The sequence below is a fragment of the Stenotrophomonas sp. Steno-C18 genome, from assembly GCF_056393195.1.
On the sequence record NZ_JBWJOX010000007.1, the window covers coordinates 42,836 to 66,555 of the forward strand.

Sequence of the window (23,720 nt, forward strand, 5' to 3'; positions counted from 1 at the left end):
GCCGTGCGACGAAACCCCGGAATCGGCGCCTGAACCCGGCCACCGGCGGAGCGACCCCGTTCAGGCCGCCGGCCGGGCCTTCTCGTAGCGCAGGTCACCGTCGTCCAGCGCGGCCACCACGTCCCAGCCATGGCGGCGGTAGAAGCCATTGGCACGCACGTCCTCGTGCCCGTCGGTGCTCAGCCAGATCCGCGCATGGCGCGCGAACAGCGCCTGTTCGGCCGGCCGCAGCACCGCCGCGCCCAGCCCCTGCCCCTCGAAGCCGGGCTTGACGAACACCGCGAACAGGCAGGCATCGTCCAGGTCGACCATCGAGAACGCCACCGGCTGACCCTCCACCTCCGCCAACCACGCGCACGGCGCGGCCGCGAGCATCGTGGCGAGCACGTCGGCATCGATGCCCAACTGCGCCATCTGCTCGCGCGAGAGATGGTTCTGGGTGACGCTGGTGCGGATGTCGAACAGCGCCTGGACATCAGCAACGGCGGCCGGCCGTACGGTGAATGCCATCGGGTTGCCCTGCCTGTAAGTTGCCTGCTTCACTCGCGCCGCGATTGCCAGTTGGCCGGCAGCTCCCATTGCACCAGCGCATTGACGCAACGCCCCCACAGCCGTTGGCCATCCGGGCTCCACTGCAACTGGTTCAGCTCGTCGCAGTGGGCATCGTCCGCACGCAGGCTCAGCGACCGACCACTGTCCAGGTTCCACAGCACCGCAGCCACATCGCCCGCCGCCGTGCCCAGGGCCAGCAGGCGGCCGTCCGGCGAGCCGGCGGCAACCTTGAGCGAGTCCCGCCCCGGCAGGGTCAAGGAGTAGCGCACCTTTCCGCTGTCCACGTCGACCACATGCATGCCCGGGTTTCGGCGCTCGCCGTCCATCAACACGAAGCCAACCGCGACCCAGCGCCCCTTGACCGAGCCGAACGGCTCGGGCGTCCATTGCGCCATGCCGATGTCATCGAACGGGTCCACCGAACCGAAGCGCCGTGGCAGTGGCAGCACGCGCAGCACGCGGCCGGTGCCGCCATCAAGCTCGGTGAGGCCAAAGACATCCTCGACCCAGGGATTGGCCATCGGGCCATCCCATTGCACGGGCTTGGACTGCGCGTTGCCGGGGAAGTCGCCGCGCATCACGTGCTGGCGGGGCGCGGCGAACTGCTGCGCGTAATCCCAGCGGGCACCGTCGGTGCTCGCGGCCTGCACCGGCGCCCACAGCTTGAACGTGTCGCGCTTGTCCACGTAGTCACGCAGGTACGCCAGCGGCACGCCGTTACCGTCGTGGAAGTAGCGCACGTAACTGTCGCCGAGCACGCCCTTCTGGTCGAACGCCAGCGGATGCGTGCTCAGTGACCGGGCCACCGTGTCGTAGCGCATCACCCGCCCATCCACCAACAGATGGGCGACCTGGCCGCGCGCGTCGGCGGCCAGCAGCCAACGGTTGGCGTGCGGTTGCGGTGACGTCCACAGCGTGCGCGGCGTGGCACCGTCGTCGGGCCGCCAATGCATCAGGGTGAACGGATATCGCTGGATCAGCAGCACGCTGCCATCGGCCAGCACCTGCATGCCATCGGCATCATAGGTCTTGAGCGAGGCCACCCGCTCGATGCGCAGCACGGCCTTGGCTTCGAGCGTCGCCGCATCGGCGTCGGGCAGCTTGCGCTGTGGCTCGACGATCGTGACCTGCGGCTGCGCCGCCGCGATCCACTCCGAGGCACCGGTACCGATGCGCATGCGTGCCCCGGGCAGCGCGCTCAACGCCTCGTACATCGGGTTGAACGCCTGCTCCGGCACGCTGCTGCGCTGCAGCCGCGCCTGCGGCCCGGTACTGAAGATGTTGGCGTCAGCCAGCGCGCGCAGCTGCCCGACCACGCCACCGCCGGGATTGGGCCAGTCATCGCTGCGCCACACGGTCACCGCCGTGGCCGGTTGCCCCATCACCGCATCAAGCTGGGTCACGCGCACGTTGAGCGTGCTGGTGCTGCGCCCCATCGCCCCGTGCCGTTGGGTGATGCGGCCATCCCAGTAGCGGAAGGGCTGCTGCAGGTCCGGCATGCGTTCACCGTGCCCCTCGAAGCGGAACTGGCGCTCAAGCCGCGCCATGCGCCCGGGGATTTCCGATTCCAGCAGCGCACCGTCGCTGACGTACTGCTGCAGCTCGGGCAAGGCGTAGCGGCGCAGGTAGTCGCGCGTGAGTTCGGGCCGCCGCGCCAGCAGGACATCGCCCCAGCCCTGGCCAATGCGTGCCACCAGGTTGTGGTTGTCTTCCCCGGCCACGGTTCCCAGCGGTCTGAGCGTGGCCTGCACCACCGGCAACACCTGCGCGTAGGGCAGGTCCACGACCATCTGCACCTGCGCCAGGCGCTTGCCTTCGCGGGCCAGCTGCGGGGAACGCAGCACGGAGGGAAGTCCGTTCTCGACGGCACCGGGGTCGGTGGGAACCACCTGCCAGTTCGGCGGCAAGGCCGCGGCGTTCGCCCATCCTGCGCTGCCCATGGCAAGCAGCCACAACGCGCGTTTCCATCTGCCAGCGTCCGCCATCCGTGTTCCCTTGTCGCGATAAGGCCTGACCTTAAGGGTTGGGGTGGTGACGAGGGAATCAATGGCCGTGATTGAGGTGCCCTTGGGTGCCCAAAGCCCAATCCCTCTCCCGTTTCCGGGAGAGGGGCTCGGGGCATGCGTTACCGGCGCTCGGCCGCGCTGGCATCGCGCGTGGCGCGGAATGCCTCTTCCGGGCTCCAGTTCGGCCAGTCACGCGAATTGGCCAGCTTCTCGCCCAGGGTGTAGACCACTTCCAGGTCACGCACCGCGCCGGCGAAGGTCCAGTCGGCCTGCCATTCGTCACCCTGCTGGTGGTAGCGCTTGGCGGTGTAGTCGTCGGAGGCCTTCTTGCCGGCTTCCACGCCACCGTCGATCCAGTCCTGGCCGGCCGAATACGACAACGCCGGCACGCCACGCTTGGCGAACGGGAAGTGGTCGGAGCGGAAGAACAGGCCCGCTTCCGGCTTCGGGTCCGGCGTGTAGTGCAGGTCCCATCCCTTGGCCACCTCCTTGAGCTGGTCCAGCAGTTCCATCTTCGCCGAACCGTAGATGCCGAAGTCACGCGACGGGCTGTACGGCGCCATGCCGTCCATGTTGATCACCGCCACCGTTTTGGACAACGGGTACAGCGGGTTGCTGGCGTAGTACTCCGAGCCCAGCAGGCCCTTTTCCTCGGCCGTCACCGCCAGGAACACCACAGACCGCTGCGGCTTGGGCTGCGTGGCGAAGCCGCGGGCCAGCTCGACCAGCGCGGCGGTGCCGCTGGCGTTGTCCATGGCACCGTTGAAGATGCGGTCACCGCGTGCATCCGGCTCGCCCACGCCGATGTGGTCCCAGTGCGCGCTGTAGATCACCGTCTCGTCCGGGTGGGTACTGCCTTCCAGCCGCGCCACCACGTTGTGCGAGGTGATCACCTCGTTGTGGACCTGGTAGTTGGCCGAGAAGGTCTCGCCCTTGATCTCCACCGGCTGGAAGTCGCGCGACTGCGCCTGCTTCTTCAGCGTTTCGAAATCCAGGCCGGCGCGCTTGAACATCGCCACCGCCAGGTCACGCTGGATCCAGCCCTCCAGCGCCGGATGCGCCTCGGCGGGCTTGTCGCGCACCACGTCGAACATGGTGTTGGTGTTGGAACCGGCCACCGTCGCCCAGCCGTAGGACGCCGGTGCGGTTTCGTGGACGATCAGCACGCCGGCCGCGCCCTGGCGCGCGCCTTCCTCGTACTTGTAGGTCCAGCGGCCGTAGTAGGTCATGCCCTTGCCGTCGAAGTCACCCACGCCGGTCTCGAAGTCCGGGTCGTTGATCAGCACCACGGCGATCTTGCCCTTCAGGTCCACGCCCTTGAAGTCGTCCCAGTTGCGCTCCGGCGCCTTGACGCCGTAGCCCAGGAACACCAGCGGCGCGTCGGTGATGGCCACCTGGCTGTCGCCATTCATCGCGGCGCGCACGGCGATCTCCTGGCCCTGGGTCAGCGCCTGCGGCGTGCCCTGGCCGGTCAGCGTGAGCTGCGGCTTGCCGACGATGTCGCCCTTGAGCAGGGGCACGGCCTGGGTCCACAGGCGCTTGCCGTCCTTCAGGTCGCCGCCCGGCTGCAGGCCCGCGTCGGCGAACTGCCGGCTCAGGTAGGCGATGGTCTTTTCCTCGCCCGCCGAGGCCGGCGAACGGCCTTCGTAGGCGTCGGAGGAAAGCTCCTTCACGTCGGCCGAAATGCGGGCACCGTCGAACTTCGGCGGGGCGGCCATCAGGGCCGTGGATACCGACATCGCCAACAGGCTGATTACTACATGCTTCACGCTGCACCTCCAGTGGTCAGACAACCCCGGAGTGTAGCCAGCTTGGCGCCCCTGCGGGCAGTGCCAGCGTGCACGTGACGGACAGAAAGAACCGGCCTTCTCGCGAAGGCCGGTTCAAATGGAGCAATGGCAGAGAGTTTCTGCTTACCAGTCGTAGGACACGTTCATCATGACGTAGCGCGGAGTAGCGAAACGCAGCGGCATGTTGTAGGTGTTGCTGACCGTCGCAACGGCCGTCTCGGTCTCACCATCGATCGCGGTCGGCTTGCGCTCGTTGAAGACGTTCATCACGTTCAACGAAACGGCCAGCTTCTCTTCCGCGAAGGACGGACGATAGGTGACGCCCAGGTCGAAGCGCTTGGTCCACGGTGCGAACTTCTTGCCCGGGGGCGACGCCTTGCCGAAGCAGGTGTGGTAGTACGAGCCGTCGTAGCCCACCGGATCGGTCTCGTTCTGCGCCGGATCGCCACCCTGCTCGTTGTAGTAGCCCCAGCAGGTGATCGGCATGCCGGACTGGACGCGGAGGCTGCCGCTGATCAGCCATTCCGACGTCAGCGCGTAGCTGCCACGCACCTTGATCTGGTGGCGCCGGTCGTTGGGCAGGTAGCCCATCGAGTGGAACATGAAGGCCGGGCCGTCCCAGTTGACGCTGGTGGAGACGCCGTTGTCATGCGAGGCCGAACCCTGACCGGAGTCGGAGTTGGCCGGGCCTTCCATGTTGCCCTCGCTCTTGCTGTAGGTGTAATCGACACGGGCTTCCCATTTGCCATCGAACGGATGCTCGATGAACAGGTCCACCGCCTTGTAGGTGCGCTTCATCGGCACCGTCCAGCCCCAATCGTCCGGCGTCATCTGGAACTGGGTGTAGCCCTTGCCGTCCTTGTTGGCGAACTTGAAGGTGTTGCTGTCGCCGACATTGACGATGAAGCAGCCGCCGTCGATGCCGGTCGAACCCGGGATGGCAACCGTGGACGGGTCGATCCCCATCTTCTCGAGCTTGGCCTCCATCGCTGCGGCGTCGCAGGTGTCGTCCATCGCGGCCTTCAGGTCGCGGTAGGTCAACTTGGCGCCGTAGTTCCAGTTCTCGTTCAACTGGGCCTGGAAGCCGAGGATGAACTCATCCTGGTAGGACGACTTCAGGTCGGTCGGCGCGAAGCTGCCGGCGTCCTTGGGCTGTCCGGTTTCGTGGTTGGACGACACCGGGCCGGCCGGCGCGGTACCCGCCACGTTCAGGATCGGCGTCAGGCCCGTCGGCACGCCGTTGGCATCGATGCCGGTGTAGGTGAAGTACTCGCTGGTGAAGATCGACGAGGACGCACCGCGCACGGCGACCGCCTGCGGCAGGGCCAGGTAATAGCGACCGGCATTACCGAAGATCTTCAGCGAGGAATCACCCCGCACGTCCCAGCTGAAGCCAAGGCGCGGGGCCCACTGGTCACCGGTATCGACGTACGCCGCGCCGGTGTTGTTCTTGTTGGTGAACTGGTCGTTGCGGATACCCAGCGACAGCAACAGGTTATCGGTCACCTGCCACTTGTCCTCCAGGTACCAGCCCTTCTGCTCCAGCGACATGCTGGTGGAGTTGCTGTAGATGTACTTGCGGACGTAGTACTGGGAGCCCGGCGCACCGACGTCAAGCGTCTTGTTGATCGGATTGTTCGGCGCGTTGGTGCTGTGGTAGATCCAGCGGTCCACCAGTTGGTCGACGCCTTCGTTCTTGGCCTCGAACTTCTGGTTGTCGATACCGGCGGTCAACGTGTGCTGGCCCAGCACGTACTCCAGCTCCAGGCGCAGGCCATCGCCATAGTCACTCGCACCCGGCGTACCGTTGCTGGCGACCTGCGAATTGGTGATGCCGCTGTTCGGCGTACCGGCCGGCCAGTAGGCCTTGTTCTGCAGGTTCGCGCTGGACACGCGCGAGAAGCCGGTCAGCGTCGGGATGCTGCTGTAGCGAAGGCGCGAGTGACCGTACATCGCGTTCACCGTCAGGTTGTCGGTGAGGTAGCCGGTGTACTTGAGGATCGAGAACTCGTCGTTCTCGCTGACTTCGTTCGGCACGGCGCCGTTGCGGTCACCGATGGTGTCCTGCTCGAAGTCATAGTCGGAGTAGCTGCCGCTGTAGCGGTAGCGCTGCGCCATGTACGTCATCTCCAACAAGTGGTTGTCGGTGATGTTCCAGTTCAACTTGGCGTACAGCTTCGGGTTCTTGGTGGTGTCGTTCAGGACCTGCGGGGTACCCACCGCGGTCGGGAACGTATCGGCCTCGGTCTTCTCCTGCTCCAACGAGACGAAACCGAACAGGCGGTCCCTGATCAGCGGGCCGCTCACGTAGGCGCTGTAGGTCTGGCTCCAGCTCTTGTTGCGGTCACCACGGCTGTAGAGATCGCCCAGGATCGTGTCGTCCTCGTAGGCGTAGCCCGGCGGCAGGCTGGTGCTGGGATAGTAACGGTTCGGGTTGCCTTCACGCAGTCCCTTCGGGGTCCAGGTGACCTGGGCGCCAAAATGGAACTCGTTGCTGCCGCTCTTGCCGATCTGGTTGATCACGCCGCCATCGGAACGACCGTACCTGGCGCTATAGCCGCCGGTGTAGGTTTCCTGCTGCTCGATCGAGCCGTAAGGCAGCGTGTAACCACCCACGTTCGTCATCGGATTGCCGGTGAAGAAGCCGTTGATGTAGTAGGCGTTCTCGGCCACGCTGGCGCCGCCAAGCGATACCGCGCTGCCAAACCACACGCTGTTGCCCGCCACCGCGCCCGGTGCCAGCATGGCAATCGCCTCGGCGGAACGGGTCAGCGGCAGGCGCTGCAGTTCCTGCGCGGTGATCACGGTGCTCGTGGACACGGTGCGCACGTCGATGGTGTTGGCGGCGGTGGCGGTGACGTTCACGGTGCTCAGCGTCGATGCGTCCGCACCGCCGAAGGACACCGTGACGGTGTTGCCCACGGTCACCACGACGTCACGCTTGTTGCCGCCCGCGGTCACGGTGTAGTTGCCCACCGGCAGGTTGCTGGCGTTGTAGCGCCCGTTCGCGTCCGCGGTGATCGTGCGGGTGAGGCCGCTGTTGTTGACGATGGTCACGCTGGAACCTGCCGGCACCGTGCCGGCGATGTTGCCCGTCGTGTTCTGCGCATGAACGCCGCCGGCGAAGCACAACCCCAGGGCGACCGTCAGTGCACTGCGTTTGAATCCCTTTGAAACGTAATGTGAAGCCATTTGTTACTCCTCTCTCCGAGACAAAATGACTAAAGCAATTGAAGTGATTTCAAGGATTTCATCCGACCTGAATGGACGGACCGGCGGACTATAGAGCCCTGAATGATTCGTTAACAATAGGTTTAACGGAAATTCATCAAATTAAATTTCCGTTCATGTGTTTGACTGATAACTGAATGGAATGAAGTGTGAGCCAGCTGCCGACCGACCGCCCATGAAATCAATCAATTACGGGTGAAAGCAGCGCTCACCGCCGCGTGGGCATGGCAAACGGCCGGGCAGGCGTCGCGCCAGCCCGACGCCCCTTTCCGGCGACCCTTTCCAGCTACAGGGAGGCTGCGCGCGCGCGCAGCACGGCGCTTTCCCGCGCGTTGCCGCTCAATTCGGCGGCCAGTTCGAACGCGACACGCGCCTCCGCGGCGCGGCCCAGCTTGTCCAGCAAGTCCCCGCGCACGGCCGCCAACGGGGCATAGCCCTTCAGCCGGGCATCGCCGGACAGGGCTTCCACCAGCGGCCAGGCGGCCTCCGCGCCGCGTGCCTGCGCAATGGCGACGGCGCGGTTGAGTTCGATCACCGGCGATGGCGTCACCTGGCCAAGCCGCGTGTACAGCTCGGCAATCCGCTGCCAGTCGGTCTGTTCGGCGCGCCGCGCGCGGGCGTGGCAGGCGGCGATGCCAGCCTGCAACACGTAGGCATCCTCGGCGCCGCCCAGCGCCTCGGCCGCGTCCAGCGCCTGCAGGCCGCGCGCGATCTGCAGCCAGTCCCAGCGGCTGCGGTCCTGCGCCGGCAACAGCACCGGTGCGCCGTCGGCGCCGGTGCGGGCACGCAGGCGCGAGGCCTGCAGCTCCATCAATGCGAGCAAGCCCAGCACCGCCACCGTGGATGGCAGCAGGCCGTTGAGTATGCGGACAAGCCGCAAGGCCTCCTCGCACAGCGCCGGGCGCATCCAGTCCTCGCCGCTGCTGGCGGCATAGCCCTCGTTGAAGACCAGGTAGACCACCTCCAGCACCGACTGCAGGCGGGGCTGCAGGTCCTGGCGACGCGGCACCTCGAACGGCACCTGGCGCTCGGCCAGCAGGCGCTTGGCGCGCACGATGCGCTGGGCGATGGTGGCCTCCGGCTGCAGGTAGGCGCGCGCGATCTCGGCCGTGCTCAACCCGCACAGCAGGCGCAGGGTCAGCGCGACCCGGGCCTCGGCCGGCAGTACCGGGTGGCAGGCCACGAACACCAGCCGTAGCAGGTCGTCACCGAAATCATCCAGGTACTCCCGCGCATCCGCCCCCATGGTCGGCTCCTGCAGCTCGTCCGTCAGTTCGGCCTGCACGTGCAGGCGCCGTTGTCGCAGGCGGTCGATGGCGCGGCGCTGGGCGGTGGTCATCAACCACGCGGCGGGATTGTCGGGCACGCCGTGCCGGGGCCAGTGCTCGAGCGCGGCCACCAGGGCGTCCTGGGCCAGCTCCTCGGCGCTGTCCAGGTCGCCCAGCATCCGGGCAAGGCGCGCGACCAGGCGTGGCGATTCCATCCGCCACACCGTGTCGAGCCTGCGCTGGAGTTCGGCGTGTTCCATCAGGCCGCGATCAAAGCACCCGCCGCCGCGGCCGGCAAGCGCCGGGCCTCACACATTCACGAACGGCTTGAAGCCACCCCAGAACATGCGCTTGCCATCGAACGGCACGTTCTGCGCGTTCATGCCGGCCAGGCGCGGATCGGCCATGGCCTTGGCATTGACGCGGTCACGGTGCGCGCGCGAGCGGAACAGCACGTAGGCGAACACCACCACCTCGCCGGGCTTGAGCTTGACCGCCTGCGGGAACGAGGTGTGCTTGCCCGGCTTGACGTCATCGGCCACCGCTTCGAGGTAGCCCAGCGCGCCGTGCTCCTTCCATACCTTGGCCGCCTTGCGGGCGATGCGCTGGTACTGGCCCAGCTTTTCCTGCGGCACCGGCAATACATAACCATCGACGTAACTCATCGCGATTCCTCCACTGGGCTCAGTTGGGTTCACCGTCCATGAAGGCGATCTCCCACAGGTGGCCGTCCAGGTCCTGGAAGCCACGCTGGTACATGAAGCCGTAGTCGCGCGCCGGCATCGGCTCGCCGGCGCCGGCCTTCAGCGCCTTGTCCACCAGCGCATCCACGGCCGGGCGGCTGTCCGCCGACAGGCAGGTGATCACCGTCGTCTGCGCGCGTGCGTCACCGACCGGAAGCGGCGTGAACGTCTTGAAGAATGGCTCCACCAGCAGCATCACGAAGATGCTGTCGCTGACGATCATGCACGCGGCGTTCTCGTCGGTGAACTGCGGGTTGAAGTGGTAGCCCAGGGCGCCGAAGAAGGCCTTGGAGGCCTCCAGGTCGCGCACCGGCAGGTTGACGAAGATCATCTGTGGCGTGGCCATGCTCACTGCCCCCCGTCCATCGGCTTCATGCAGTTGACCATCCACGGCTTGCCGTAGCGGTCGACCAGCATGCCCCAGCGGTGCGCCCAGAAGGTCTCGCCCAGCGGCATCTGCACCTGACCGCCATCGGCCAGTGCGGCGAACACGCGCTCGGCCTCTTCGATGCTGTCCACGTCGACGTTGATGGTGGTGGCAGCCTGCCCGTCTGCCGCGGGTCCATCGGCGGCCATCAGCACCGCGCCGCCGGCCTCGACCTGGCAGTGCGCCACCTGGTCGGCATCCGGGGTGAAGCCCCCGCAGCCCTCCATGTCCGAATCGGGGCCGGGTGGCATATCGCCGTACTTCATCTCCGACACCACCTTGCCCCCGAGCGCCCTGGCGTAGAACGCCATCGCTTCGTGGGTATTGCCGTTGAAACCGAGGAAGGGAATCAATCTCATGGTCGTGCTCCTGTCGTTGCGGGGTCAGTTGTGCTCGATGCGGTCACGCAGACGCTGCTCCTGCGCGCGCAATTCTGGGGTGAAGGCTTCGCCGAAGTCCTCGGCCTCGAACAGCGGCCGGATCTCCACCTCCACCGCGCTGCCATCGGCGCTGCTGAACGGGGCGCGCTTGAGCCATTCCACGGCTTCGTCCATCGAGCGCACCTGCCACAGCCAGAAGCCGGCGATCAGCTCGCGGGTCTCGGCGAACGGGCCATCGATGACGCTGCGGCGCGTGCCTTCGAAGCGCACCCGCGCGCCGCGCGCACTGGGGTGCAGGCCTTCGCCGGCCAGCATGATGCCGGCCTTGACCAGCTCCTCGTTGTAGGCGCCCATCGCCGTCAGCTCGGCCTCGGTGGGCATCACCCCGGCCTCGGTGTCGGCATTGGCCTTCACGATCACCATCACTTTCATCACCGTCTCCGTCGCCGGCCCCATGCCGGCTCACATCCACTACGACGAACCCGCGCGACAGGAATCGACATTGCGCCCACGGAAATTCCTGAACGGATTCATGCGGCACCGCAGCACCAACGATGCGCGATGATGGGCGCCCGGCCCCACCGTCCCCGCCCGATGAAATACCTGCTGCTGATCTACATCGACCCCGACCTGGCCCAGGCGTTGCCGGCCGAGGAATACGACGCCTTGATGCGCGGCTGCCTGCGCCATGCCGACACCCTGCAGGCGCAGGGCACGCTGCTGATGTCCCAGCGTCTGCAACCGGTCGAACGGGCGCGCACCTTGCGCACGCGCGCCACGCAGGCGCGCGTGACCGATGGACCGTTCGCCGAAACCCGCGAACTGTTGGCCGGCTTCAACCTGATCGAGGCAGTGGATGCCGAGGACGCCATGCGCATCGCCCGGCAATTCCCCTGGTCGGCCTACGGCAGCATCGAGGTACGGCCCGTGGATGATCTCGACGCCGAGCGGGTACGCCTCGGCGCCTGATCGGCAACAAGCGTTGACGGGCACATCCTCCAGGTCACCTTAACCGTCCGCTGCACGCCGCCGGGATTCTCTCCGTGCGCTCCACCGAGTACTGCGGTGCATGAGCGCCCTGCATGAGCTCATGGCGCCAATGCATCAGCAGGCGCTGCTTTTATCCAGCATTTGTTGCCGTTGTTTGCCAACGCACGCCATGAATCGTTGCTTTTTTGTGGAACCGTCTGCACCAGGGCGGTTTGTGAATCTGGGGTTAAGGCCGCCCGCCCACTACATCGATTCAAGGGGATTCAATGAACCACTACAGGCACAACAAGAACGGACCGACGCTGCGACGCACCGCCCTCTCCCTGCTGTTGGGCGCGTGCATGGGCACGGCGTTCGCGCAGAGCACTTCCGGCGACATCATCGGCAGCGGCGCCGCCGCACAGAAGGTGCAGGTCAGGAACCTGGCCAGCGGTACCACCCGTGAGGCGTTGATCGGCGCTGATGGCAAGTTCCGCATTTCCGCACTGCCGACCGGCGAGTACGAGGTCACCACGCTGGACGGCGGCTCGCCGGTGGGCACCACCAAGGTCCGCGTGATCGCCGGCCAGGCCACGACCGCCACCTTCGCTGCGGGCGGTGATGGCGCGACCTCGTCGCTGGACCGCATCACCGTGCTTGGCCAGGGCCCGAACCAGATCGACCTGACCAGCGTGGAAACCCGCACCACCTTCACCGCCGAACAGCTCAACACCCTGCCGGTCAGCCGCGACATCACCAGCGTCTCGTTGCTGACGCCCGGCACCGTGGCCAGCTCCGGCTACTTCGGCCCGGCCTCGTTCGGCGGCGCTTCGGCGGCCGAGAACAGCTACTACGTCAACGGCTTCAACGTCACCAACCTCTACGACAGCCTGTCGTTCTCGGAAGTGCCGTTCCAGGCCATCGACCAGCTGGACATCCAGACCGGCGGCTATGGCGCGCCGTATGGCTTCTCCACCGGCGGCGTCACCGCGGTGAACGTCAAGCGTGGCACCAACGAATGGAAGGGCGGCTTCAGCTGGGCCGGCGTGCCCTCGGGCCTGCGCGAGAACGTGCCGGATACCTTCCGTACCGATGGCAGCCTGTTCCGTTCGTATGACAAGAACAGCAGCAGCTCCAATACCTACAGCGCCTGGGTCGGCGGCCCGCTGATCGAGGACAAGCTGTTCGTGTTCGCGCTGGCCGAGTTCGGCAGCTCCAGGAACACCACCTATGGCGGCCGGGTCGGCAGCCAGCTGCGCAACACCAGCGCACCGGACACGCCGGTCGTCCCGACCTCCCTATCCACCACCGCCTATGACTATGAGTCCAAGACGCCGTACTGGCTGGTGAAGCTGGATTGGTACCCGAACGACAGCAACCACCTGGAGTACACCGGCTTCGACAACAGCCGGCGCTACACCTACGACTACTACAACGCCGCCTACAGCAATGACACCGGCAGCGGCGAGCCCTCCAAGACCAGCTACCTCGGCCAGCTGGTCGGCAAGAGCGGTGGCCAGACCGATGTATTCAAGTGGACCAGTTATCTGACAGACACGCTGACCGCCTCGCTGCAATACGGCCAGATGCGCAACCGCAGCTCGCAGTTCACCATCAGCCCCGATGGCACGATGAGCTACTACGACGGCAACATCGACAGCGATGCCGGCGCATGCCCCTACGTAATCGACCGCACCGGCGCGCAGATCGGCTGCGCGGTAAGCAGTTCGGTCGACATGATGGGCGGCAAGAACGAGCGCAAGAACACCCGCCTGGACCTGGAATGGCAGCTCGGCCAGCACAAGATCAGCGCCGGCTACAGCGACGAGAGCTGGGATTCGACCGCCGGCACCTCGTACTCGGCCGGTGCCTACTGGCGCATGGCCTCCTCCTACGCCTACCTGATCAACTACCGCACCGGCGGCGGCATCGGCATCGACCAGAAGTCCTGGTACGTGGATGACCATTGGCAGGTCACCGACAACCTCATGCTGTATGCGGGTATCCGCAACGACTCGTTCGAGAACAAGAACGGCTCGGGCGCGACCTTCGTCAAGCAGGACAACATCTGGCAGCCGCGCCTGGGCTTCTCGTGGGACGTGTTCGGCGACGGCAGCAGCAAGCTGTACGCCTCGCTGGGCCGGTACTCGCTGCCGATCGCCGCCAACGTGGCGCTGCGTGCCGCTTCGGCCTCGTACTACACCTACACCTACTACACCTACGACGGCTACGACCCGGTCACCGGCGTGCCCAACGTCACCGGCTCCTTCGCCGATGGTGCGTACGACTTCGTGGTCAACGGCGAAGATGGCAGCACCCCGGACCCGAAGGCCGTCGCGTCCAAGGGCCTGAAGCCGTACACGCAGGACGAGGCCATCCTCGGCTACCAGTACGAGCTGCGTTCGGACACCCCATGGCTGGACGCGTGGACCTTGAGTGCCAAGGCCACCTACCGCCGCGTCAACAACGTCATCGACGACACCTGCGATACCCGCCAGCTGTACAACGCCGCGCAGGACGCCGGCTACGACGTCTCCAGCTGGGGGGACGAGTGGGGCCTGCGCGAGGGCCTGCCGGGCTGCTACCTGTACAACCCGGGCCGCGACCTGACCCTGACCCTGGACGTGGATGGCGACGGCGCCACCGAAACCCTCACCGTCGACGGCGACAAGCTGGGCCCGAAGGCCAAGCGCTACTACAAGGCATTGACCCTGGCCGCCGAAAAGCACACCGACAAGTGGTATGCCAGCTTCAATTACACCTGGGCCAAGCTCAGCGGCAACTACGAGGGTCTGGTGAAGAGCACCAACGGCCAGGACGACACCGGCACCACCTCGGACTTCGACTTCGCCGAGATCATGTACGGTGCCGACGGCTACCTGTTCAACGACCATCGCCATACCTTCAAGCTCTATGGCGGCTACAGCTTCAACGACGAGTGGCAGGTCGGCGCCAACCTGCAAGTGCAGTCCGGCGCGCCGATCAGCTGCCTGGGCGGCGGCACCGGCACCTTCGGCACCGAGTATGGCTACGCCGGCGTGTTCCACACCTGCAACGTGGGCGAGGACGACATCGCCAAGCTCGGCAGCGCCGGCCGTACGCCGTGGACGTTGAACTTCAGCCCCAACGTGGTCTACACCCCGAAGTGGGCTGAAGGCCTGAGCTTCCAGCTGTCCGTGCTCAACGCCTTCAACTCGATCAAGCCGCTGCAGGTGTACGAAACCAGATACGCGTACAACTCCGCCGGCACGGTCACCGACTACTACAGCTACCGGGTCGGCAAGTACTACACCAGCCCGCGCTACGTGCGCCTGCAGCTGCAGTACGACTGGTAAGGATCCACCGCTCCACCCGGCCCGGCACATCACCAAGGCGATATCGGTGGTGTGCCGGGCCGACGGCATTTGAGGAGGTCGGCAACGGCATCCTGCCTGGCACTGCCGCCGCGACCTCGACCTGCGTGCCTTGCCATCGAACGGCGTGCGCTTCCACGCACGCCCCCGCATCCTTGATCGGCATCAGACGTGAACGCTCGCAGGCCCGCTGCGTGCCAACTGCGATCACACCGGGCGGCCAGCACAGGCCGTCAACCTCGCCGGCGACGGCAAACCCCACTGGCCGACACGGCCGCGGGGACGGGATGGGGGCACGACGGCTGCTCCATCTGGAAAGCACTGCGTGTCATCCGAAGCATCTCCCGACATCGACTGGCATCTGCCGCCGCGAGCGGGGCAGACGGCATGTCACACATGACACGAAGACCCCGCCCAAGGCCGGATCCCGCCGTTGAGCGCCCCGTAAGCGTCCTCATCGGGCGGGCTCTGACGTGCCTGAGGGTGGGCAATAACACCCCATTCAGCGTCCAGTAGAATTCGAAATTTCAATGTTTTCAATCACTTAAATTTAGTTTCAGCTGATATTGCAAAACCTGTCAAAAAGAAATTAAGATTTCGTTCAGTTGTCACGGTGGTTTCACCAGAAACAGCTAGCGAATGAAACAACTTTCCAATGCAAGGGATTTAGATGAGCAGTGCTAAGCAAGCAATCCGCCTGAAGCGCACCGCGCTCGCGGTGATTCTGACTTCGGTCATCGGTGCCGCTGCCGCCCAGAGCACCACGGGTTCGTTGTACGGCAACGCCCCGCAGGCCGCCGGTGCAACCATCACGGTGCAGAACGATTCCGGCCTGAAGCGCTCGGTGACGGTCGATGCCAATGGTCGCTACAACCTCGGCTCGCTGCCGGTGGGCAACTACTCGATCACCCTGCAGCGTGATGGCCAGGTGGTCGACAAGCGCGAGAACGTGCAGCTGCGCGTCGGCGCCGGTACCGAAGTGTCCTTCGGCGGTGGCGATGCCACCAACCTGGACGCCGTGACCGTCACCGCAGCCAACATGCCGAAGATCGACGTGAGCAACACCGTCTCCAAGTCGGTCATCACCTCCGAACAGCTGGACGTGCTGCCGCTGGGTCGCAGTGCCGAAGCCATCGCACTGCTGGCACCGGGTGTGGTCGCCGGTAGCGGCCAGTTCTCCAACGGTTCGCGCTCGGTGCTGTCGTTCGGTGGCTCCAGCGTCACCGAGAACGCCTACTACCTCAACGGCTTCAATGCCTCCAACCCGCTGAGCAACATGGGTGGCGTCAGCCTGCCCTACGGCGCAATCGACCAGCAGGAAACTTACACCGGTGGTTACAGCGCGCGCTACGGCCGTTCGACCGGCGGCGTGATCAACCAGCTCGGCAAGCGCGGCACCAACGAATGGCATTTCGGCGCGCAGGTGACCTGGGCTCCGGACAGCCTCGCCGCTTCGCCGCGTGACATCAATTTCCCGGACATGGATCTGCCGGATGGCTACGGTTACGCCTTCGCCGACCGTGCAGGCACCATCTATCGGTCGCGCGATGAAGACACCGCCACCCGTACCACCTATAGCGGTTATGTCAGTGGTCCGCTGATCGAAGATCGCCTGTTCATCAACCTTGCCGCAGAGTCGGACAAGACCGAAGGCGTATCCACGGCCAATCGCGTGGCATCGCAGGTCATCCGCAACCACTACAGCTACTCGGCACCGAAGTTCTACGGCAAGATCGACTGGAACATCAACGACAACAACACGTTGGAGTACACCCGCGTCCAGAACACGGACCGCCAGGCGGGCTATTACAACAAGTTCGACTACGCCACGCTGCAGGAAGGCGGGCGCGCAGGTACCTTCGCCGACACCACGAAGCTGAAGAACGAGTTCGACATCTTCAAGTACACCGGCTACCTGACTGACGACCTGACCCTGAGCGCCGTGTGGGGCCGTAGCAAGGAAACCAACCTGCAGGGCAACCCGGGCAACTCCACCAATCCGTATCTCAGTGGCGTGGCCAACCAGAACACCGCGGTCACCGGCGGCAAGCTGATCCGCAACGATCAGGCCAGCCTGTACACCAAGGCCGATGATGCGGGCAGCAAGACCCGTGGCCTGCGCGTGGACCTGGAATACCGCCTCGGCGACCATGAGCTGACCGCCGGTATCGACAACATGTATTACAACGCGCATAACGAAGGTGAGCGCGTCACGGGGCCTGGCTACGCTTGGGTTTACTCCAAGTCGAAGTCCCCGTCCTCGCCCATCTCTCCGGGTCTGGGAGTCGGCGCACCGGGTGGTGACGGCTACTACGTCTCCAAGTACATCCTCACCACCACCACCAGCATGGCCGTCAAGCAGAAGGCCTACTACCTGGAAGACCGCTGGCAGGTCACCCCGAACTGGCTGCTGACGCTCGGCGTACGCAATGACAAGTTCACCAACTACAACAGCGCCGCGGTTGCCTACGTGGAAAGCGGTGACCAGTGGGCCCCGCGTCTGGGCGCCACCTGGGACGTGTTCGGTGATTCGTCGCTGAAGGTGTTCGCCAACCTGGGCCGCTACTACCTGGCCCTGCCGAACAGCGTCGCCATCCGCGGTGCCTCGGCCTCGACCTTCACCTACGAGTACTTCAACTACACCGGTATCGATGCCAACGGCAACCCGACCGGCCTGACCGCACTCGGCCCGGGCGCCGTGTCGTCCAACGGCGAGTACGGCCAGACCCCGGATCCGGCATCCGTGGCTCCGACCGACCTGAAGTCGCAGTACCAGGATGAGCTGATCCTGGGCTTCGAGAAGACCATCGGCCAGTCGTGGAACACTGGCGCCAAGGTCACCTACCGTCGCCTGCAGTCGGCCATCGACGACATCTGCGATCCGGACCGCATGTTCGAGAAGCTGGAGTCGATGAACATCGACACCTCGAACCTGGACGTGCCGCACTGCACGATCTTCAACCCGGGCAAGACCAACACCTTCCTGGCCAAGCACCTGGACGGTTCGGGCTACACCTCGTTCCAGATGAGCGGCAGCGACTGGGGCTTCGGTGGCAACAAGGCCAAGCGTGACTACGTCGCCATCGACCTGTTCCTGGAGCACCCGCTGTCGAACAAGTGGTACGGTCGTGTGGACTACACCTGGTCGCGTAACTTCGGCAACACCGAAGGTCAGGTGAAGTCGGATATCGGCCAGGACGACGTCTCCAAGACGCAGGACTGGGACGGCTCGTACCTGATGGAATACGCCGGCGGCTACCTGGCCAACGACCGTCGCCATCAGCTGAAGGGCTACGGCGCCTATCAGTTCAACGACGAGTGGACCGCCTCGGCAACCGTGCGCATCATGTCGGGCATGCCGAAGAGCTGCCTGGGCTACTACGGCGCCAATGAAGGCGACCCGATGAGCTACCGTACCGCGTATCACTACTGCGCCGGCGAGCCGTCGCGTCCGGGTGATGCGGGCCGTCAGCCGTGGACCAAGCGTGTGGACCTGGGCGTGATGTACCGTCCTGCCTTCGCCGACCACAAGCTGGCCTTCAGCCTGGACGTGTTCAACGTGTTCAACGAACTGAAGGCGGTGCAGTCGGATTCGAAGTTCAACGCGGATTCCCCGTACACCGTTTCCAACACCTATGGAATCGGCACGTACTACACCGCGCCGCGTTCGGTCCGCCTGTCCGCTTCCTACGATTTCTGATCGAAGGAAGGCAACAGCAAGGCAATCGCCCGTCGATTGCAGGTGAACAAAAGCCCCGGCATCTGCCGGGGCTTTTTTGTTGCCGCACGACACGATGTACCTGCCGGAGGATCGCCGTTACTGGACCCTTATCGGAAGCTCGGTTCCCGCCATCGCCGCGTTCCCGCTGTAATCCTTCGCAGTGATGCGGATCGTGTAGTTCCCCGGCAGCAGTTCCGCTGGTTGCAGCAGGCCGGTGGCCAACAGGCCGTCACGCACGGTGTTGGTCAGCACGTAGCGGAAACGCGTGCTGCTGCTGCCATGCACGGTGATGCCGCTGTCGGCGGCATAGGCCACCTTCACCGCCTCGCGTTGCGGCGGCATGCGGTTGAAGAGGATGTTCATCCGTGGCTGCTCATAGCCGGGCAATGCGCGACCGTTGCTGTCCAGGATCTGGTAACCCAGCGCGTACAGGCCAAGGCGGCGGCGCGGCAGGTTGTCATCGACCTGATCCCACGCCTCCACCACCAGTTGCAGGCCGTTGTCATCACGGGGTACCCGCAGGCGGCCATCGACCTTCGTCACCAGGCGCTGGTCATTGGCATCGAGCAACGCGATGTCGTCGATCTTCGGCGCGACGTGATCGGCGTAGTTGGCGAAGCCCAGTCGCACCGCGTTGCGCTCGTAGCCGGACGGTCCCACCGCCAGGTGCACGTGCGCCTGGTTGTTGATGCTCCCCAGGGCGTCACCCGGCTGGAAGCGGGTGCCGCGGCGCACGCGCACGCGATCGAGGCGGCCGCTCTCATCATCGAGCAGCTGGAAACGCGCGGCGTCCAGCGGGCGGTTGCCGGCATCACGCCCCACCTTCATGTGGATGTAGTCCAGCTTGTCCAGCGAGAACCCTTCGGCCTGGCCGCCCAGTGACCAGGTCGACGCGGGACTGCTGACCTTCCCGGGCGCAATCGCCAGCACGGTCTGGCCGACATCGCCACGCACGTCGAAACCGCTGTGCAGGTGATGGCGGCTCTCGCCGCTGAAGTTGCCACGCACCTCGCCCAGTGTCCCGGTCACCTCATGCCAGCCGAGCTGCGGTGCCAGCGGCCACCGCCGCTGGTTGGCCGGCAACGGGTTGTCCGGCGAAGGCCCCAGCACGGGCGGCGACGCCTGCAGGCCGCCGGCTGCCGGTGCCAGGTGATGGACACGGTAGGCATCGGCATCGGCCATCAACAGGCTGCCGTCCGGGGCCAACGCCAGGCCGGCCGGTCGCGCGAAGCGCTGTGCGTCATTGCCCGCCACCGCCACGATGTGGCCGTGCGGCGAGACCTGCACCACGCGACCGCTCAACCGCTCGCTGACATAGACCACGTCGTCGTGCGTCACCGCCAGCGCCATTGGTCCCCACAACACACGCTCCCCGTCGCGCATGCCCACGCGCGTGCTGACCATGCCTTCGGGGCTGATCACGCGCAGCGCATTGTTCTGCAGGTCGGCGACCCACAGGTTGCCGTGCGCGTCGAGCTTCAGGTCGGTGGGCGTGTCGAACCGCGCCACCGCACCGGCGCCGTCCTCCCACCCCGGGCGCTCGCCGCCGGCCAGGGTCGCAACCTGTCCATCGGGCGTGATCACGCGGATGCGGTCGTTCCAGGTATCGGCCACGTAGATGCGGTCATCCGGTCCCACGGTCACGCCCATCGGCCCGTTGAAGCGTGCCTGCGCGCCCGCACCGTCGGCGAAGCCCGGCGTACCGTCGCCCGCCACGGTGCTCACCTGCCCCTGCGGGGTGATCCTGCGGATGGCATGGTTGCCGGTATCGGCCACGTAGAGGTTGCCATGGCGGTCCAGCGCGATGCCGGACGGCGTGTTGAACGCCGCCGCCGCACCCTGTCCGTCGGCAAAGCCTTCGCGGCCACCGGCCAGCAGCGTGAAGGCCCCGCCCAGCAGGTCGCGGTAGAGGATCCGGTTGTTGTCGCCGGCATCGGCCACGAACAGCACCGTGCCGCCGAGGGCCACGCCCCACGGGTCGCTGAAGCGCACCTGCGCGGCACTGCCTGCCGCATTGCCGGCAACGCCGTCACCGCCCACCAGGTCGATGCGGGCCCGCCAGCCCAGCGGCGTGGGCGCCGGGCCCACCGGGCCTTTCGGCGTCGGTACCCACAGGAAACTTGCCGCCAGGGCAGCTCCGGTAACGACGACGACGGCCGTAATCCAATGCTTGCGATCCATGTACACCCAAATGATTACCGAGCCGGCACGATAGACGCTGATCGACCGGGGCGGAACCTGCCATCGGTCCCGGACCCCGGAGCCCACCATGACCACTCGCCTGTACCTGCACGCCACGCCCATCACGCTGCAACCGGCGCATGGCGAGGCCATCGCCCTGGCGCTGTCGCTGGACCGCTTGCTGGCCGACGGGCTGGCGCGCTTTCCGCCGGGCGAGGCAGCGATCGAATGGGCCATCGCCACCACCGAGGATGCACTGATGCCACATGTCGCGGCACTGCGCGCGCACCCCGTGGAGGTCCTGTGGGTGGCCGATGACGGCCTGGCTGCATTGCCAACCCTACTTGGTGATGAAGCACGCACGCGTTGGCACATCGACGCGGTGGAACGCGCCTTCAACCTGCTGGCCGACGTGGCCGCTGGCTTGCCCGCACATCGTGTCGGTTTGCCTGCGCAACCGCGCTTCATCGCCGCGCTGGTGGTGGTGCGTGAACTGATGCATCACGTGGGCTGGCAGCAGCTGCAGCTGCCACAACCCGCTTGAGCCCATCACGCCCGGCCGCTACTGCGCGGGACGCTCCGGGCCATTGCCCATCGCCTGCCGGTAGGCGCTGTACAGCGCCAGCACCTTGTCCACGTACTGTCGCGTTTCCGCGTACGGCGGCACGCCGCCATAACGCGTGACCACGCCGATGCCGGCGTTGTATGCCGCCGCCGCGAGGGTACGGTCACCGTTGTAGCGACGCAGCAACGACTGCATGTAACGCGCGCCACCGTTGATGGACTGCGCCGGCGACAACGGATCGGTCACCCCATACTCCGACGCGGTCTCCGGCATCAGCTGCATCACGCCCTGCGCGCCCTTGGGTGAAATGGCCTTCTCGTCGAACGCACTCTCGGCGTGTGCCACCGCGCGCAGCCACGCATCATCCACGCCGGTAGCCTTGGCGGCGGCACGGAACTGCCGTGCATGCCGGTCCAGCTGCGGCATGCCCACGCGTCCCAGGCCGGCGTGCGCCGGTTCGCCCGGCGGAGTGGCCACAGTGAAACGCAGGTAGGGCGTCGAACCGGGCAGGTTGCGGGTGGAGTACACCTTCCGGCCGTCCTGCTCACGCTCGTACAACGTGCCACTGAACACCCCGAAGTTGCCCCACAGGTTCGGCGCCTGCACGGCGTTGTCGTCCACCGTCATCGCCGTGCAGCGCGATCCCGGTTCCGGTGCGGTGGCCAGGCTGACCGTGCCCTTCTGCACGCAGCGGTAGACGGTGCGCGCCTGCAACGGCGCACACAGCCCGCACAACAGCAACACCATCGCAACCGCAGCCGCGCGTGACATGCCGGAACCAGATCATGGGAAGGGGCGATGATGCTGGGCCCGCGCGTTTGAACGGCAGGTGATGAAAAGTGCGGCAGAATGAATGGCCGCCTTCCGGCCTGCCACCATGCCCGACGCCGTCCCCCTGCTGGGCTTCGCCACCCCGCTGTTCCATACCGGTCGCAATACCAGCGTACGGCGTGGCCAGCGCTGGCATAGCGTGCCCCGGGCCTGCATCGAATATGCGCCGGGGCAGCTGTCCGCCCCGCTGGAACTGCGGACCGAACTGCGCCGCTTCGACACCCTGACAGCGGCCGACCTGGCCGATGAGCACGACCCGGCCTGCCGCACGCCCCCAGGGCTGCTGGCCGTGATGCAACAGCTGTATCCCGGCTTCGAGCAGGACGAGACCGTCACCCTCGTGCACTTCCAGTGGCCCGCATCCTGGTAGGAACAGCCGCGGCCGCAAAGCCAGCACACGCCGGGAATCACCCCTCCCCCACCCTCCCCCTTCGCTGCGCGAAAGGGAGGGCGCAGTTCGCCACGACCTGCACCACGCCGTAGGCGTGGCCTCGGCCGCGAAGCCAGCGGCCTTCCAACCGCCTGCGCCGGCCGGGGTTTCGGCCGGCACCTACCGGGGATGTCAGCGCGTGCTGGCCGCGCGCAGGTGTGCGCCTACCGGTGCGGAGAACGCACGGTTGTCGGTGACGTCCCAGTTGATCGACCAGGTCATCACGCCACGGAACGCCGGATGCGGCTGCGCCGGGGTGACTTCATCGCAGTTGGAAGCGGTGGTCAGGCAATCGAAGGCACGGTTGATATCGGCCGGCGTCGCGTAGCCATTGCCTGCCGCACGCAGCCCCGATGGCAGCGCCAATGCCACCTGGTCCGCGCGCAGGCCTTCGAAGCGGCCCTTGCCGCCGGCCAGCGGGAAGCCCTCGATCAGCATCTTCGCCGAGCCCACCATCATGTCCACGCTGCCACCGGGGTACTTTTCGGCGCGATAGGGCGTGGGCAGGCCGCCGTTGTTGTAGAGCTGCACGTGCAGCAGGTCCAGCTCGGCGCGCAGGCCATCGATCAAGGGCAGGTAGGCGCCCCAGATGCCTTCCATCGAGACGAAGCCCCCCTGCACGTACGGGTGTTCCGGCGCCATCGACACGTACAGGTTGGGGTACATGCCGTGCAGGCGCTTCACCGCCGAGATCAGGTGCGGCACCACCGGCGCGTCATGCGTGACGCCGGCGATCTTCTCCAGGTCGATGTCGATGCCATCCAGCCCGAAGGTGTTGATGGCCTCGGCGGTGGTGCGCACGAAGTTGTCCTCATCGCGCTGCGTGTTCAAGGTCACCGTGCCCAGCTCCCCCCCGAAGGACAGCACCACGATGCGTCCACGGGCACGCTTGGCGGCGATGTCGGCGATGAGTTGCGCGCGGTCCAGCGCCGGGTCGGGGTTGAACGCCACCTTGCCTTCGCCCATGTCGTCGGCGAAGGCCAGCACGATCACGTCCCAGCTGTCGTCGACCTGCGAGACCGGCAACACGCCCTGGCCATTGTCGAAGTTGTGCAGGTAGCCGACCAACGCATGCCGTGGCAATGCATGGCTATGCCCGGGCGCGACGCCGACCTGCGTCGCCGCAGGCGATGGTTCCGTCTTTGCCTGACAGCCAAACGTGGAAGCCAGTGCCAATGCACAGGCGAGAACGGTGATCGACTTCATCGTGGTCCCTGGGTTGGAAGAGCCCCGATTCTAGGCACACGATCGCCCCGAAAATCGCGAAAAAACA

The 23,720-nt window shown here is 65.9% G+C and carries 17 protein-coding genes; 5 read left to right on the forward strand and 12 right to left on the reverse strand.

From position 1 onward, the window contains the following. Window positions 1-60: 60 nt before the first annotated feature. The 9 genes from AC06FE_RS14715 to AC06FE_RS14755 all read right to left on the reverse strand — a co-directional run bounded on the left by AC06FE_RS14715 (window position 61) and on the right by AC06FE_RS14755 (window position 10,829). Complete coding sequence (locus AC06FE_RS14715; protein WP_478073460.1) at window positions 61-510, reverse strand: GNAT family N-acetyltransferase; 450 nt, start codon at window positions 508-510, stop codon at window positions 61-63. A gap of 29 nt (window positions 511-539) precedes the next feature. Beyond that, window positions 540-2,507, reverse strand: coding sequence for a WD40 repeat domain-containing protein (locus AC06FE_RS14720; protein ID WP_478073461.1), 1,968 nt, complete (start codon window positions 2,505-2,507; stop codon window positions 540-542). Between the two features lie 170 nt (window positions 2,508-2,677). After that, window positions 2,678-4,297, reverse strand: a complete 1,620-nt coding sequence (locus tag AC06FE_RS14725; RefSeq protein ID WP_478073541.1) for a M28 family metallopeptidase — start codon at window positions 4,295-4,297, stop codon at window positions 2,678-2,680. Between the two features lie 174 nt (window positions 4,298-4,471). Then, the gene (locus AC06FE_RS14730) at window positions 4,472-7,540 is read right to left on the reverse strand and encodes a TonB-dependent receptor (protein ID WP_192287791.1); all 3,069 of its coding nucleotides are present in this window, start codon (window positions 7,538-7,540) and stop codon (window positions 4,472-4,474) included. A 325-nt stretch (window positions 7,541-7,865) separates the two neighbouring features. Then, on the reverse strand, window positions 7,866-9,107 hold the full coding sequence (locus tag AC06FE_RS14735) for an RNA polymerase sigma factor (protein ID WP_478073462.1): 1,242 nt from the start codon (window positions 9,105-9,107) through the stop codon (window positions 7,866-7,868). A gap of 48 nt (window positions 9,108-9,155) precedes the next feature. Beyond that, window positions 9,156-9,512, reverse strand: coding sequence for a DUF1428 domain-containing protein (locus AC06FE_RS14740; RefSeq protein ID WP_478073463.1), 357 nt, complete (start codon window positions 9,510-9,512; stop codon window positions 9,156-9,158). A gap of 19 nt (window positions 9,513-9,531) precedes the next feature. Next, window positions 9,532-9,942, reverse strand: a complete 411-nt coding sequence (locus tag AC06FE_RS14745; RefSeq protein WP_132865823.1) for a VOC family protein — start codon at window positions 9,940-9,942, stop codon at window positions 9,532-9,534. Beyond that, window positions 9,939-10,376, reverse strand: coding sequence for a VOC family protein (locus AC06FE_RS14750; RefSeq protein ID WP_192287794.1), 438 nt, complete (start codon window positions 10,374-10,376; stop codon window positions 9,939-9,941). The genes AC06FE_RS14745 and AC06FE_RS14750 overlap by 4 nt, the downstream gene beginning before the upstream one ends. A gap of 24 nt (window positions 10,377-10,400) precedes the next feature. Continuing rightward, on the reverse strand, window positions 10,401-10,829 hold the full coding sequence (locus tag AC06FE_RS14755) for a YciI family protein (RefSeq protein ID WP_132865825.1): 429 nt from the start codon (window positions 10,827-10,829) through the stop codon (window positions 10,401-10,403). Between the two features lie 162 nt (window positions 10,830-10,991). Between AC06FE_RS14755 and AC06FE_RS14760 the strand changes: the two genes are divergently transcribed. The 3 genes from AC06FE_RS14760 (at window position 10,992) to AC06FE_RS14770 (ending at window position 18,419) form a co-directional block, all read left to right on the forward strand. After that, on the forward strand, window positions 10,992-11,366 hold the full coding sequence (locus AC06FE_RS14760) for a YciI family protein (RefSeq protein ID WP_132865826.1): 375 nt from the start codon (window positions 10,992-10,994) through the stop codon (window positions 11,364-11,366). Window positions 11,367-11,653: 287 nt separating this feature from the next. After that, complete coding sequence (locus AC06FE_RS14765; RefSeq protein ID WP_478073464.1) at window positions 11,654-14,701, forward strand: TonB-dependent receptor; 3,048 nt, start codon at window positions 11,654-11,656, stop codon at window positions 14,699-14,701. A 688-nt stretch (window positions 14,702-15,389) separates the two neighbouring features. Beyond that, complete coding sequence (locus tag AC06FE_RS14770; RefSeq protein ID WP_192287798.1) at window positions 15,390-18,419, forward strand: TonB-dependent receptor; 3,030 nt, start codon at window positions 15,390-15,392, stop codon at window positions 18,417-18,419. A gap of 117 nt (window positions 18,420-18,536) precedes the next feature. Here AC06FE_RS14770 and AC06FE_RS14775 read toward each other — a convergent pair whose 3' ends face one another. Then, window positions 18,537-20,621, reverse strand: coding sequence for an NHL repeat-containing protein (locus AC06FE_RS14775; RefSeq protein ID WP_478073465.1), 2,085 nt, complete (start codon window positions 20,619-20,621; stop codon window positions 18,537-18,539). Window positions 20,622-20,709: 88 nt separating this feature from the next. Here AC06FE_RS14775 and AC06FE_RS14780 point away from each other — a divergent pair, with 88 nt between their 5' ends. Further along, window positions 20,710-21,165, forward strand: a complete 456-nt coding sequence (locus AC06FE_RS14780; RefSeq protein ID WP_478073466.1) for a hypothetical protein — start codon at window positions 20,710-20,712, stop codon at window positions 21,163-21,165. Between the two features lie 18 nt (window positions 21,166-21,183). Here the strand turns inward: AC06FE_RS14780 and AC06FE_RS14785 are convergent, their stop codons facing one another. Beyond that, window positions 21,184-21,957: a lytic transglycosylase domain-containing protein gene (locus AC06FE_RS14785; RefSeq protein WP_478073467.1), complete on the reverse strand. Its 774-nt coding sequence runs from the start codon at window positions 21,955-21,957 to the stop codon at window positions 21,184-21,186. A 106-nt stretch (window positions 21,958-22,063) separates the two neighbouring features. On the opposite strand from AC06FE_RS14785, the gene AC06FE_RS14790 reads away from it, so the two are divergent. Continuing rightward, complete coding sequence (locus tag AC06FE_RS14790) at window positions 22,064-22,387, forward strand: ASCH domain-containing protein (RefSeq protein ID WP_478073468.1); 324 nt, start codon at window positions 22,064-22,066, stop codon at window positions 22,385-22,387. Window positions 22,388-22,579: 192 nt separating this feature from the next. Here AC06FE_RS14790 and AC06FE_RS14795 read toward each other — a convergent pair whose 3' ends face one another. Next, window positions 22,580-23,653 carry a chitinase gene (locus AC06FE_RS14795; protein ID WP_478073469.1) on the reverse strand — a complete coding sequence of 358 codons (1,074 nt, stop codon included), beginning with the start codon at window positions 23,651-23,653 and terminating at the stop codon, window positions 22,580-22,582. Window positions 23,654-23,720 lie beyond the last annotated feature (67 nt).

What these genes read in the sequence shown, in the direction of transcription:
- AC06FE_RS14715 (WP_478073460.1), bottom strand. Translation starts at nt 510, where the DNA reads ATGGCATTCACCGTACGGCCGGCCGCCGTTGCTGATGTCCAGGCGCTG.
- AC06FE_RS14725 (WP_478073541.1), bottom strand. Translation starts at nt 4,297, where the DNA reads ATGTCGGTATCCACGGCCCTGATGGCCGCCCCGCCGAAGTTCGACGGT.
- AC06FE_RS14730 (WP_192287791.1), bottom strand. Translation starts at nt 7,540, where the DNA reads ATGGCTTCACATTACGTTTCAAAGGGATTCAAACGCAGTGCACTGACG.
- AC06FE_RS14735 (WP_478073462.1), bottom strand. Translation starts at nt 9,107, where the DNA reads ATGGAACACGCCGAACTCCAGCGCAGGCTCGACACGGTGTGGCGGATG.
- AC06FE_RS14740 (WP_478073463.1), bottom strand. Translation starts at nt 9,512, where the DNA reads ATGAGTTACGTCGATGGTTATGTATTGCCGGTGCCGCAGGAAAAGCTG.
- AC06FE_RS14750 (WP_192287794.1), bottom strand. Translation starts at nt 10,376, where the DNA reads ATGAGATTGATTCCCTTCCTCGGTTTCAACGGCAATACCCACGAAGCG.
- AC06FE_RS14755 (WP_132865825.1), bottom strand. Translation starts at nt 10,829, where the DNA reads ATGAAAGTGATGGTGATCGTGAAGGCCAATGCCGACACCGAGGCCGGG.
- AC06FE_RS14760 (WP_132865826.1), top strand. Translation starts at nt 10,992, where the DNA reads ATGAAATACCTGCTGCTGATCTACATCGACCCCGACCTGGCCCAGGCG.
- AC06FE_RS14765 (WP_478073464.1), top strand. Translation starts at nt 11,654, where the DNA reads ATGAACCACTACAGGCACAACAAGAACGGACCGACGCTGCGACGCACC.
- AC06FE_RS14770 (WP_192287798.1), top strand. Translation starts at nt 15,390, where the DNA reads ATGAGCAGTGCTAAGCAAGCAATCCGCCTGAAGCGCACCGCGCTCGCG.
- AC06FE_RS14775 (WP_478073465.1), bottom strand. Translation starts at nt 20,621, where the DNA reads ATGGATCGCAAGCATTGGATTACGGCCGTCGTCGTCGTTACCGGAGCT.
- AC06FE_RS14780 (WP_478073466.1), top strand. Translation starts at nt 20,710, where the DNA reads ATGACCACTCGCCTGTACCTGCACGCCACGCCCATCACGCTGCAACCG.
- AC06FE_RS14785 (WP_478073467.1), bottom strand. Translation starts at nt 21,957, where the DNA reads ATGTCACGCGCGGCTGCGGTTGCGATGGTGTTGCTGTTGTGCGGGCTG.
- AC06FE_RS14790 (WP_478073468.1), top strand. Translation starts at nt 22,064, where the DNA reads ATGCCCGACGCCGTCCCCCTGCTGGGCTTCGCCACCCCGCTGTTCCAT.
- AC06FE_RS14795 (WP_478073469.1), bottom strand. Translation starts at nt 23,653, where the DNA reads ATGAAGTCGATCACCGTTCTCGCCTGTGCATTGGCACTGGCTTCCACG.